The organism is Acinetobacter sp. AG3 (assembly GCF_022343575.1).
Classification (GTDB): Bacteria; Pseudomonadota; Gammaproteobacteria; order Pseudomonadales; family Moraxellaceae; genus Acinetobacter; species Acinetobacter guillouiae.
Genome location: NZ_JAKQZD010000001.1, coordinates 921892 through 935051 on the forward strand (window position 1 = coordinate 921892; position 13160 = coordinate 935051).

Consider the following 13160-nt stretch of genomic DNA (forward strand, 5'->3'; position numbering starts at 1 on the left):
AATGAGTGGCGGAATTGTAGGATGAATCGGGTATTAAAAATAGAGCCGCTCGGATATTGTTTTCATTTTAGCGACCAAATGCTGAATAAATAGCCAGCGAAATTTATTCAATTTTCTCTCTATTTTGCTAAAGCAATGATGTCAGCAATAAAAAACAACCTGAGGCAAATAATAAACTCAGCACCAATTGTTTAAATTGTTTTTCTGAAATTTTATAAAACATTTGCGCACCAATCAGCGCTGGAATACTCACTGTAAGAATGATCAGTACAAAATAGGGGAGATGGATCTTGTGGATGGTTCCTTGGCAGAGATAAATAATAATCGTAAACAACTGAATCGCAAAATTAAAATGTCTTAAAATATAACGTTGTTGTTGTTTAGGCAGATTTTTAAGCATCACCCAAGCTGATGGTGCTGCGCCACAAAAACCACCAAGACCACCTAAAATACCACCAATAAAACCAATGCTTCCATCTGCAAGTTTTCCCAATGCTTGAATACGAGGAAACACAGGAGCAAAGAACATGGTCGGACACCAAATCACTAAAAATAATCCAAGGATTGTTTTAAAGGTATTTCCATCAATGAGATGTAACAGATAGGTACCAAGAGGTACACCGATCAATCCTGCAATGATATAAGGGAGAACAAGGGAAAACGGGAGTTGATGTTTTTGTTCTTTCCCTAATGCAATGATATGGCTCCATAGAGAAGCAAACACCACCAATGGTGCTGCCAGCTGTGGCGGTAATACCCAAATCCAAAAAGACATCGCAATCAAGGCAAAGGCAAAACCTGTTAAACCTTGGACAAAGCCTGCAATCATGGCACCGAGAATAAAAATAAACCAAGTCATTTTTAAATTAAACAAAACTGAATAGGGTTAGAGCATAGCATTGAGATAGTCGATCTTGGTTGAATCAGCTGATTTTAAAAGAAATCGTGAGTTTCCATCATGACTTATTGAGATAAGCATATCTGTATCGTTAACATCTATACCATTAAAAACGATCAGGTGTATTAGATCATGAATAAAAATCCATGTAATAAAAAGCCTCTGATGACAGAGGCTGGTAATTAAGCGAATAGGAGATGATTTGTATTAATCATTACTTGGTTTTAAGGATTGCGTTAAACCATTAATATCACCGCCTTTAATGCCTAACTCATTCATTAAGCTATCAATCAGTGGAGCTTGAGAACGATAGCGCAGCGCACTATTGACCACTTGATCAGACAAAGCGATTTGATTTTGTTCACCAGATTCACTTGTTGTATTGGAACCTGCCATACCGCCTAAACCATTGACTTGAAGAATCTTGATATCATCAATATTTTCCATTGGTTTAACACTTTCACGAATGATTTCAGGCAAGTATTTCAATAAAGCTAAACGAATTTGCATCTCAACTTGTTCTGTTGAAAGCACGTTATTGGCTTCATTGACTGCACGCGTACCTTCAGCATCAACTTGATATTGCTTTTCTTGTGCCGCAGCAAGCAACATTTTTGCATCTGCTTCACCTTTGGCTTTTAAACGTATTTTTTCAGCATCCGCTTGTGCTGCAATACGCACTGCTTCAGCATCATCTGCAGCTGCTTGTTTAGCGGCTTCTGCTGCTACTGTAATCGCAATTGCATCTGTTTCAGCGACTTGCTTTGCAGCCACCAATTCAACGGCTTTTAAACGCTCTGCACGCTGAGTTTCACGAACAGTTGTCACTTCTTCTTCCGCTTTTACCGCTTGTGCACGTGCTTGGTCAGCCAACGCTTTGGCTTCAGATTCAGCACGTGATTTTTCAGCAATCGCAATTGCACGATCTTGCTCGGCCAATTCAATGGTTTTCTTTTGTTCGACTTGGGCTTTTTGGATCAACTGCGCTTTTTGAATATTTTCATTTTCAACATCACGTGCAGATGCAATACGCTTTAATTCGACTTCACGTTCAGCAGCAATTTGAGCTTCTTCTGCTTCACGTTTTTTTGCGGCTTCTTGTGTTGCAATTTCTGCCGATTGCTCAGCTTTACGAATGGCGATTTCACGCTCTTGTTGAAGTTTTGCATATTCTTCTTCACGTAGAATTTGCAAGCGTGCTTGTTCTGTTTCTAAGTTTTTTGCTTTAATGGCTAAGTCATTGTCTTGTTCAATGTCATTGCGTTTTTTACGGCGGTCTTCAATGGTTTCAGTCAGTTTGGTTAAACCTTCTGCATCGAAAGCGTTTTGAGGGTTAAAATATTCAAAACTGGTTTGGTCTAAACCTGTCAGTGAAACCGTTTCTAATTCTAAGCCATTTTTAAACAGATCTTCAGAAACTACTTGTTGAACTTTTTGAACAAAATCAACGCGTTTTTCATGTAGCTCTTCCATTGCCATTTCAGCGGCAACAGCACGCAGTGAGTCTACAAATTTACCTTCCACCAAATCTTTGAGTTCTTGTGGTGACATGGTTTTTTTACCCAAGGTTTGGGCAGCTGTTGCAATAGATTCAGCAGTTGGTTTAACCCGTACATAAAATTCAGCCATCACATCTACACGCATACGATCACGAGTAATTAACGCTTGATCTGTGGCACGTTTGACTTCAAGACGAAGGGTATTCATATTGACGGGAATCACTTCATGTAAAACCGGCAATACAATTGCACCGCCATTTAAAATGACTTTTTCACCGCCAAAACCAGTACGGACAAAAGAAACTTCTTTACTTGAGCGTTTATACAGGCGGGCGATAATAACCCCGATGACAATCAGTGCCACCAATATAATGCCTGCTAAAACAAGGATTTGATATAAGTTTGAATTCAACATTTTATTATACCCAGGTTTGTTATTGAAAAATTAAAGTGGCGTTGCTTGAAAGCCTAGTTTTGTTCTTTGTGTCAAAATCACACTTTGACCTTGTTGAAAGATTTCATCTAATTCTGGTTCAACCAAAATATAATGGGTCTGTCCAAATTGATCGATGACTTTGGCTTGTGCAGGGTAGTTTTGTTTTGCTTCACCTAAAATAATCTGAGCAGTACGCCCAATCAGTTCATCACTGTGAATCGCAGTGGTTTCATCTTTCGGTAAAATTTTTGCAACGAGTGCTGCACACACTCGGACAATTGGCATAGATAAAAAAAGACTGGCTGGCGCAATCAACCAAATAGAAAAATAATTTCCAGTGAAATTGAAAAATATACTTTGCACAATAAAACCAAATAGCGCATAAACAGTCAGAAAAATGATCAACCAAACCAAGACGGGGACACGACCAAGATAGAGCCAATCTAACAGTTGCACTAAAAGGTTGTGATCTGTATGGATGTCTAGATCCGCATGATGGGTTTCTAACAGTTGATCTGGAATAAATTGGTCTAAAAAACCTTGTGAGGTTGAACCAATAATAAGGAGTAAACACTCCACAATACCCAATAAAAACATCAGGCACAGACTGACACTAAACAGTAAGTTGGATGAGTGTGTAAATAATTCCCACATATTGTTCTACTCAAAATTATTGTTGCGCGTTTTTATAAATAAAATTTTTAATTTGAACTGAATAATTAAATGATCATCAGTTAATTCAATTAATAAATTAAGTTTATCGGTTTTGTCGTAGTATTGCAACAAAATATTTTATGATATTAATTAAAATCAATATCTTATAATTTAATATATTCTTTTATATTTTGGAAATTGCTTGAAAAGTAATGCTTGCATTTTAGCCAACTATTCCTTATAACTGATTGAGTTTACAGAGGGAACTGAAGACAAAAAAATACGCAATGATTGGGGTGATCACTGCGTAGAACAACGAATCTGCTTTCACAGTTCGGTTAAGGAGAAATGTTATGAACTTTGGGGATTGTTCATAACTTAAGTTTGATAGTAGAGGTTCCCCTCTGTAAATTCATTGGTATTCACGTAAACAAGTGTTAAATCTCGTAAACATGATTAAAATGTGAACAACATTAACTAAAAACAAGATGTTAATCAATGTTTTTAAACATATTATTTAAAATAAATAAATTTTGCGCTATGTTTTCTCGATTAATCTTTTGTCTGCTTTTTCATGCAAATGTGACAGTTTTTATCAGCTATTTGAGTTAATTTTGCTATCGTTTAAAGCTTAAATTGCAGCTTTCAAAAGTGCTGATTAGTCTATGCTATTGAACTCAATTTACTCTATCGCGTCATGTTTGAGTATGTTGATTGAGATGCAGAAATACGATTTTAAAAATCAATACGCTATAAACTGTGATTTAAGGCTAATTATTTAATTTTTTACGAATTTATATTGTTATCGTAACGATTATGCAAAAAACAAAACAACAGCATTTTTTGTGAATTTTAATTCAAAAATTATATTAAAGATTTCGTTCTCAATTTTAGTTCTGGTTTTGCTTGCAATCATGCCGTATTTTTTCATAATAGCCTTTCCTGTCTTGATTAGCTTTTTACCATGTCACCATTAGAAATATTCGCGGTTATTATCAGTATTATTGGTGTCACATTGACGATTAAGCGAAATATGTGGTGTTGGGTATTTAACTTCTTTGCCTTTGTTTTATATGCCTATTTATTCTTTGAATTTAAATTGTATGGTGAAACAATCTTACAAGTGTTCTTTATGGTGGTGAATTTTTATGGTTTTTATCACTGGCTAAAAGGCAAGCAGCAAGATCATGAGATTCGAATAGAGCCGATAGCCGTACAAACCGTGATTCTGCAAATGATCATCGCAGCTGCTGGAGGGGTAATATTTGGTTTATCGCTACACTATTTTACTGATGCTGCTTTGCCTATGTTAGATTCCCAACTGGCTGCATTTAGTTTATTGGCAACCTATTGGACCAGCCGTAAACATATTGCGACTTGGGTGCTTTGGGTCTTTGTTGATATCGTCTATGTAGGGATGTTTATGTATAAAGAATTATTCCTAACAGCTGCTTTATATGCAGCGTTTGTTGGACTGGCTGCATTTGGATGGTGGCAATGGGAACAGGTTAAAAAGAAACAATCGGCGAGCATGTATAAAGGAATTTAACATCATTATTTAAGGGGCTGCCATGATTATTGATTTTGTTCAAATACAAAAACAAAAGTTTGAAGAACTTGTTGAAAGAATCATGGCTCAACCTGAGCAATATCTCGACTTTGATTCAGTCTCTGATTTTTACAAAGCCCCATGGTTAGATCAGTTCCCACAGGGCACAATGTGGAGCACTTCTGGTTTGGATGATGGCGCAGAAGAATTTTGTATTCAGATCAAATATAGAGCGCTGATTTTTAATATAGAAATTCAATCAACGTCTATCGGTTTAAAATTTAACAGTAAAACTATCAGAGTTTATAAAAAAATATAAAGCCAAGTTTTTTGGTTAAGCCTTTGAAAAAATATTTTATTTAAATCAAGCTTAAAACTGAATTCAAATGATTTTTGGGTGGTGCTGACACATTGATGTGTGCACTGAATTTAAATGACCATATTGATGGTGTGCAGTTTAAAACAGTATGACAATCAATACAGTGATTTAAGCCAATCTCATTGGATATTTCCAGTTTTTATTCTGCTAAAATGATGTTTCAAATTGTGAGCTTTAAAATTGATTTTTTGAGTATGTTTAAATATAGGTTAAAAATAAATTAGGATAAATTAACAATAAAATTATAAAGGTGAAAAATCTTGTTTTTAAAGTATTTGTATCTAACTTGGCGTATAGCCTAAAATAAGTTAAATGTTGACGGATATATCCAGTAAAATAAAAAACGATTCAATTCTGTCAGCGGAAAATTTTTTTTATTGAAATATTGGGAAAAAATTAAAGTTAAAATTGATAAAATAAATGTGATAAAATGATTATTCTTCAGAAAACATTTGCAAATAATATAAAGGATTAATATTCTAATCGTCAGGTTTATTTAGAATAAAAATCTATATTTTAGAAATACACTTATATAAAATTACTGGAGTGTTATATTTAACTGATGAGCAAAGATAAATAAAGCGACGGATAGAAGTTCACAATTTTATGGATTGGTTATTATATGGAACAAAAAAGTAGGATGGCAACACAGTCCTCAACGGAACACTTCATGCATGATGTCATGATCATGAATTGGAGTAATCTCAAGAAGTGTAGCCTTGTTCTATTCTTGGGCGGTATTGCTGTTTTATTGTGGATTGTCTGGTGGTTTTTTAGCAACGCTCAAGTTGAGCTACAAGCTTGGATTAATCAAGATTTTTACCCTATTTATTTACGATTATTATTTTTTGCAGCAATTGGTTTCTTTGCACTTATTTTTATTATTCGTGCTTTAAATAAAAATTCTATTTTTGAAATTATAACTCCGTATATAACCATCGGATATTTTGGTCTTATCTTTGTTTTTGGTGCGCATTGTATTGGCATTTTTAGCCCAGCATCGGTTGCTGGTTATGTCAGTTTGGTCACGGTTGCATTGGTATTATTTGAACGAAAAGTGGTGTATATAATCGTCATTCCAATCACTTGTTTTATGTTAATCAGCCTTGGATTAAGTCTGATGCATAAAATAGCCTATGCACCAATTTTTAGTGAACACTTACAATCCATGTCGGTATATAAAAATACATTTTGGGTGTTTTGCATGTTGTATTTTTATATTCCGATATTTTTAGCAAGCCTGATTTTATTTGAAATTCTCTTGACTCAGTGGCGCAAAAGAGAGCAAATGATTCAGCAAATTAGTGTACTCGATCCGCTTACAGGTATTTATAACCGGAGGAGAATTGGTGAGAATATTGACTTATTAAAACAACAGCAAAGTCCTTTTGCGATCGTGTTATTAGATTTAGATTATTTTAAGAGTGTTAATGATCAATATGGGCACGATATTGGGGATGCTGTTTTAAAACAGGTTGCAAAAATTTTAACTGAAAATATTCATGAGCAAGATGTTGTTGGGCGATTTGGGGGTGAAGAGTTCATTATTCTCATGAGCAATGGCGCATTAGAAAATGCAATGAGTCTTGCTGAACGATGTCGCCAAGCAATAGAAAAAGAAAAAATTCGATTAGATCATCAGCAGACCATCAAAGTGACGGCAAGTTTTGGTGTTGCAGTATCAACGAATCCTTTTTTAACAACAAAAGAGGAGTTGATTCGTCAGGCTGATCAAGCCTTATATCTGGCAAAAAACAATGGGCGTAATCAGGTTTGTCATTTCTTTGAAATAGAGCTTACCCATTCATTTGGATACAAACAACGCGGTTAAACCGTTTCAAATTTTTTGCGATAAACTAGACTTGTGATAAGGGTAATTAGACAAAGCACAACAATATAGTACACAGCACCAATATCGCGATATAAACTCAACCATTGTACCAATGGTAGGGTTAAGCCACCTGCAATTGCGTATGCAACATTGTATGAGAATGAAATTCCTGAAAAGCGAATTGGGGCAGGAAACATCTTGACCAAGCTATAGGAAACTACACCGACTGTGCCAGAAAATAGACCAAGCAACATGTACAATCCGAAGATGGTTGAATGAGCGGCATGACCTAAACTGTAATAAAAAAGACCTGCAGTGATTGCCACACTGAGCGATCCTAAACAAATTACGCGCCCAGCACCAAAACGATCAGCGAGCAGACCTGCCAATATACAACCCAACATTTGCATCAGAATTGCCATGCTTTGCATTTGAAATGCATCCGCACGTGGAAAGTTAAAGGTGGTGGTCAGTAAATTGGGGGTAGATAGGATAATCACCACAACACAACCGGTCAAAAACCAAGTAAACAGCATCCCGATGACAACTGCAGATTTATGGGATGCCAAAACTTGTTTGATAGGTAGATCTTTTGAGAGTTCTTTACGCGCCTGCATCGCTTTAAATACTGGGGTTTCTTTCAGATAACTTCTTAGATATAAGGCAATTAATCCAAAAACTCCGCCGACTATAAACGGGAGACGCCAAGCCCAAGCATGGATTTCTGCTTCGCTAAACTTAAGTGAAATAAACAGCGACATCAGTGCGCCCAGTAAGATCCCCAGTGACAAACCAGCGGTAAGCAAACCATTGGCAAAACCAATTTTCTTTGTCGGTACATGCTCTGAAACAAATGTCCATGCTGCAGGAATTTCTCCACCAATCGCAATACCTTGAACCACGCGCATCAACAACAATAACAGTGGGGCAGCTAAACCAATGTCTGTATAAGTTGGCATTAGACCGATAAACAAAGTGGGGAGTGCCATCAGTAAAATGGATAAGCTAAACAGGCGTTTACGTCCTACGAGATCACCAAAATGCGCCATGATCACGCCACCTAACGGACGAAAGAAATATCCTGCGGCAAAAATTCCGTAAGTATTCAGCATTGCCCAAAAAGGACTTAAAGAGCTGGGAAAAAATAGTTCAGCAATGATTTTTGCGTAAAATACATAAATGACGAAATCATAAAATTCGAGCGCACCGCCCAGAGAAGACAATGCAAGGGTTCTTTTTGCTTCTTTATTGAGGCCCAATTTTTCGTCCATGATGATGCAATGCCTTAAAAGAGATATTGAATGTGAATGTAATCATTTTAATTGACTATTTTTTACTTAAAAAATCAATATTTATTTTTATGCATCCTACTTATTTTTATAGGTGATCGAGGCGACTTAAAAATCATTTTTGCTTTAAAAGCATTGCGATAAGCTAGATTCTAATAGATTTAAATATTGATCACTTACAGGCGAATCAGCCATGGGATAACACTTAGAATAATACCGCATACAGACATAATCATTGTATTTTCAATAAAATAAGGAAAAATCATCAAAGTAATGCCACAGATAAAAGGCATGTTCATTCGCTGTCTTTTCCCATAGATAAAATAGCCTAAGCCAATTGAGCTAAAGATCAAGCCTAAGAATAGGGGTGCTGTATTCATTATTTTCCACGATAGACTGGACGTTTGTTATTTACACGATCATGATTAAAAATGGCTTAAAAGACAAGCTGTCATTTGGCTTAGGTAAATAGAAATTCATTTGTACATAACCTACATACTTTTGCACAATAATTGAATTGGAAAGCGCATTTCAAATGCTACACTCATCTTTATTCAATTTACATTTGATCAAGGTACAAGATAATGAGTGCCGTGTTACCTGTCGCCCAACGTGGTGAAGACGTTTTAAAATTAATCGCAGCGCCTGTGGCTGAAGCTGAGTTTTCAAGTACTTGGCTAAACGAATTATCCAAGGCCTTACAGGCCACCATGTTAGAGCGTAATGGTGTGGGGATCGCCGCACCACAAGTCTATGTTTCTAAACAGGTGATTATTGTTGCTTCAAGAGCGAATCCTCGCTATCCAGACGCACCTGAAATGGATGCAATCACAATGATTAATCCTGAAATTTTAGAGAAATCTGAACAGACCATCTTGGGTGAGGAAGGGTGTTTAAGTGTGCCCAATGAAAGAGGGCAAGTGGCTCGTGCTGAAGCAGTTACTGTACAATTTTTCACGCTGACTGGCGAAAAGATTATCCAGCAATTTCATGGTTTTCCTGCACGCATTGTGCAACATGAAATCGACCATTTAAATGGGATACTGTTTGTTGAAAGACTTTAATCTGAGCAAGCTTGGCTAAAAATATATCTTTAATTTTATCTTTAATTTTAGCCAAGCTTTTCTACGTAGAATTGCTAATTGGATATTGTTAATTGGACTTTGCGCGCTGCAAAGCACCATTCCATAAGCTTAAATGATATTGTCTTTGGTCTGCGCTCATCTTCGGCTCAAAAGCACGATCTAATTGCCAAGATTCGGAAATCTCACCGAAGTTATTAAAAACACCTGCCTTTAATCCTGCCAATGCAGCAGCACCCCAAGCCGTAGACTCTAAAAGTTTAGGGCGTAGCACAGGTACATTTAAAATATCTGCCTGAAATTGCATCAGCATATCATTTTGACTTGCACCACCATCTACACGTAATTGTTTTAAGGGTTGTGCAATATCCGATTGCATCGCAGTCAACACATCAGAAACTTGGAAGGCAATGGATTCTAAGGCTGCTCTGGCAATATGTGATTTATTGGTTCCACGTGACATTCCACAGAGTAAAGCGCGTGCTTCACTGTCCCAATGTGGCGCTCCTAAACCTGTGAAGGCTGGAACCAAAACGACACCATCTGTAGTGTCAACTTGGCAAGCTAACTTTTCAACTTCAGCACTATTTTTGATAATTCCTAAACCATCTCTTAACCATTGCACAATCGCACCAGCCATAAATACACTGCCTTCTAAGGCATAATGAGATTGGTCTTGGCATTTCCATGCTAAGGTGGTGAGTAATTTATTTTTGCTATATTGAATATCTGTTCCAGTATTGAACAGCATAAAACAGCCTGTTCCATAGGTATTTTTGGCTGTTCCAGCTTCAAAGCATGATTGTCCAAAGAGAGCAGACTGTTGATCACCTAATACGCCACAAATGGGAATTTCCGCACCAAGAAGCCCTGTGGCGGTATTGGCAATATAACAATCGGATTGAATGATTTTAGGCAGAACACTCGCTGGGATATTAAATAATTCAATTAATTCAGTATCCCATTGCTGCGTTTTTAAATCCATCAACATGGTACGTGAAGCATTACTTGCCTCGATGACGTGCTCGGAACCTTGGGTTAAATTCCAAATCAACCAACTGTCGACTGTACCGAATGCTACATGATTTTGTTCAGCCAGTGCTCTTAAGCCTTGCACATTTTCCAATAACCAAACCAGTTTTCCAGCACTAAAATAAGGATCGATTCTTAATCCTGTTTTTTTGTGAATTTTTTCAGATAAATTGTTTTGAACTAACTGATTGCACCAGTCTGTAGCGCGGCGGTCTTGCCAAACGATGGCAGGGGCAAGTGGTTTACCTGTTCGCTTATCCCAAACTACAGTGGTTTCACGTTGGTTGGTTAAACCAAGTGCTTTAATGTCTTTGGCCAATAGTCTTGCCGATGCGATTGCTTGCTGTACGACGGTGATTTGTGTGGTCCAAATCTCCATGGCATCTTGCTCAACCCAGCCCGAATGTGGGGTTTTAATTTGGGTTTCCCGTTGAGCAGAGGCATATACCTTTCCGTGCTCATCGAAGATAATTGCTCTGCTAGAGGTCGTTCCTTGATCAAGTGAGAGTAAATAGCTCATCTTTTTTATATTTGTCCCTTGAAAAATAGTGATAGTAGCGCAATTATAGAACTAGGCGCATCATTTGATATAAATGTAGTGAATTATCTGCTTAATTTGCAACAATTATGTTATGATGGCCGTGTTATCTGGGGATGTTATTGGCTTCGACGCCGATGATGAAGCTCATAGATGCATGCCGAGAGCGCATTTTCTCTCGTAAATCAAATTTGCATATTTTAGTCGCAAACGACGAATCTTACGCTCTAGCTGCCTAAGGGCAGCTTGTCCGCTTCACTGAATACTTGTGGTCAGTGGACCCGACTGTAGCGCACGCACACAAGTCCGTATAAAGTCAAGCCTCGGGGCTTTATACTAAACTTAGAGGATCGCGTTTTGTACCCTGTTCGTCGGGTCACTTAATGTTAAAATAATTGACGATATCTAAGCATGTAGTATTCTCGAGTGTAGTGTTGGCGGACGCGGGTTCAACTCCCGCCATCTCCACCAAATACCTAGTTTTATATGACTCAATATGACGAAATATAAAACGGAAAGGCTTAAATCTTAAGGGTTTAAGCCTTTTTTCTTGCCTGAATATAACCAAACATAAAAGCATATAGTATTGCGCTTCGTGTATCCCTCCGTGTATCCTTGATAAAAAATTGAATCCGAGGGATACAAGGCTAATGAAAAGAACTGAAATAAAGCGCCGTCCATTGTCCGATACCGTACTTGCTAACCTTGAAGCGGATGAAAAGGAATATCGTGAGCTTGATGGCAATGGCTTATATATTCGAGTAAAACCCGATGGCAATAAGTCATGGCAACTCAGGTATAAAAAGCCCAATGGTAAATGGTCATGGTTAGGGCTTGGTGGTTATCCTGAAATTAGTGGGCAGTTAGCTCGTAAGAAAGCTAAGGAACTTTTAGATGATGTATCTAGAGGTGAAAATCCAATCATTTCTAAACAGGAAAGAAAACAGCAAGAACTTGAGCAAAATAATGCGACTTTTGAATTATTGGCTCGAGAGTGGTTAGACACAAAACTTAATTCATGGGTAGCGGATACCATGATAAGAAATAAAGGCGCATTGGAAAAACATATATTTCCTGTTTTGGGTAAACGCCTATACACCACGATTAAACCAATTGAATGGATGAATTTGTTAAAAGGGATACAACAAGAGAAAGGCATTTTTGAACAAGTGAATCGTATGCGGGCAATGTGCCGTGATATTTATGATTATGCAAAGGTCACAGGGCGTATTGATTACAACCCTCTAGAGGGGATTCAGAAATACCTTGAGCAAGGTAAAAAAGCCAATATGGCACATGTAGATGAAAAAGAATTGCCTGCTTTGCTTAGAGCAATTAATAACTATCCAACGATGAACGTCCGAATGGGTTTACAGTTGCTTGCAATGTTGTTTTGTCGTCCGAGTGAATTACGTGGCGCAAAATGGGATGAGTTCGACTTTGAACATGCTGTGTGGAATATTCCCGAAGAGCGTATGAAGAAACGCCGTGAGCATGTTGTACCTTTACCGACTCAAGCCATAGCAATTTTGAATGAATTAAAAAGTTATGAAACGGATTCAGAGTTTTTATTTCCGAGTCGTTCCGATAAGAGTAAACCTAAGTCAGATACAGTTTTTATTATGGCTTTGCGCCGTATGGGCTATGAGGGGCGACAAACGCCTCACGGTTTTAGGCATATAGCCAGTACACTTTTAAATAATCGGGGTTTTGATGAGCGTCATATTGAATCTGCTTTAGCTCATGTTAAGGATGGTGTGGCGGGTGTGTATAACAAGGCTCAATACCTACAGGACAGAGCAAATATGATGCAATGGTATGCGAATTATTTAGAAGAAATAGCAGATCAATCAGTTATTCAATTTAAGAAAGCTAAATGACAAAATTTGCACTAATTTGATTAAATATCTTTTATATTTAGTTTGTTAAGCCTAGCTCGACGGAGTGAAAGTCGAATGCCCAATTCGATTGGC

At 37.3% G+C, this 13160-nt stretch carries 11 protein-coding genes and 1 other RNA gene; 6 read left to right on the forward strand and 6 right to left on the reverse strand.

Features of this window, described 5'->3' with window-relative positions:
* Positions 1–127: 127 nt before the first annotated feature.
* The 3 genes from L3V46_RS04490 to L3V46_RS04500 all read right to left on the reverse strand — a co-directional run bounded on the left by L3V46_RS04490 (position 128) and on the right by L3V46_RS04500 (position 3487).
* Positions 128–859, reverse strand: a complete 732-nt coding sequence (locus L3V46_RS04490; RefSeq protein ID WP_239045022.1) for a sulfite exporter TauE/SafE family protein — start codon at positions 857–859, stop codon at positions 128–130.
* Positions 860–1105: 246 nt separating this feature from the next.
* On the reverse strand, positions 1106–2812 hold the full coding sequence (locus tag L3V46_RS04495; protein ID WP_034614075.1) for a flotillin family protein: 1707 nt from the start codon (positions 2810–2812) through the stop codon (positions 1106–1108).
* A 30-nt stretch (positions 2813–2842) separates the two neighbouring features.
* The gene (locus L3V46_RS04500) at positions 2843–3487 is read right to left on the reverse strand and encodes a YqiJ family protein (protein ID WP_004817527.1); all 645 of its coding nucleotides are present in this window, start codon (positions 3485–3487) and stop codon (positions 2843–2845) included.
* A 964-nt stretch (positions 3488–4451) separates the two neighbouring features.
* Between L3V46_RS04500 and pnuC the strand changes: the two genes are divergently transcribed.
* From pnuC to L3V46_RS04515, 3 genes are all read left to right on the forward strand, one after another.
* Positions 4452–5036 carry a nicotinamide riboside transporter PnuC gene (gene pnuC / locus L3V46_RS04505; protein ID WP_034614071.1) on the forward strand — a complete coding sequence of 195 codons (585 nt, stop codon included), beginning with the start codon at positions 4452–4454 and terminating at the stop codon, positions 5034–5036.
* Positions 5037–5058: 22 nt separating this feature from the next.
* Complete coding sequence (locus L3V46_RS04510) at positions 5059–5355, forward strand: hypothetical protein (protein ID WP_034614068.1); 297 nt, start codon at positions 5059–5061, stop codon at positions 5353–5355.
* A 748-nt stretch (positions 5356–6103) separates the two neighbouring features.
* The gene (locus tag L3V46_RS04515; RefSeq protein WP_239046748.1) at positions 6104–7246 is read left to right on the forward strand and encodes a GGDEF domain-containing protein; all 1143 of its coding nucleotides are present in this window, start codon (positions 6104–6106) and stop codon (positions 7244–7246) included.
* Here L3V46_RS04515 and L3V46_RS04520 read toward each other — a convergent pair.
* Together L3V46_RS04520 and L3V46_RS04525 are read right to left on the reverse strand one after the other, a co-directional pair.
* Positions 7243–8517 carry an MFS transporter gene (locus tag L3V46_RS04520; protein WP_239045023.1) on the reverse strand — a complete coding sequence of 425 codons (1275 nt, stop codon included), beginning with the start codon at positions 8515–8517 and terminating at the stop codon, positions 7243–7245. The genes L3V46_RS04515 and L3V46_RS04520 overlap by 4 nt on opposite strands.
* Before the next feature lie 194 nt (positions 8518–8711).
* Complete coding sequence (locus tag L3V46_RS04525) at positions 8712–8915, reverse strand: amino acid transport protein (RefSeq protein WP_239045024.1); 204 nt, start codon at positions 8913–8915, stop codon at positions 8712–8714.
* Between the two features lie 204 nt (positions 8916–9119).
* On the opposite strand from L3V46_RS04525, the gene def reads away from it, so the two are divergent.
* Complete coding sequence (def, locus tag L3V46_RS04530; protein ID WP_004723626.1) at positions 9120–9599, forward strand: peptide deformylase; 480 nt, start codon at positions 9120–9122, stop codon at positions 9597–9599.
* A gap of 88 nt (positions 9600–9687) precedes the next feature.
* Here the strand turns inward: def and glpK are convergent, their stop codons facing one another.
* Entirely contained in the window at positions 9688–11169 is a 1482-nt protein-coding gene (gene glpK, locus L3V46_RS04535; protein WP_239045025.1) for a glycerol kinase GlpK, read from the reverse strand.
* 130 nt (positions 11170–11299) lie between these two features.
* Between glpK and ssrA the strand changes: the two genes are divergently transcribed.
* Positions 11300–11658: a transfer-messenger RNA gene (gene ssrA, locus L3V46_RS04540) on the forward strand.
* 179 nt (positions 11659–11837) lie between these two features.
* On the forward strand, positions 11838–13067 hold the full coding sequence (locus L3V46_RS04545) for a tyrosine-type recombinase/integrase (protein WP_239045026.1): 1230 nt from the start codon (positions 11838–11840) through the stop codon (positions 13065–13067).
* The last annotated feature ends 93 nt before the right edge of the window (positions 13068–13160 follow it).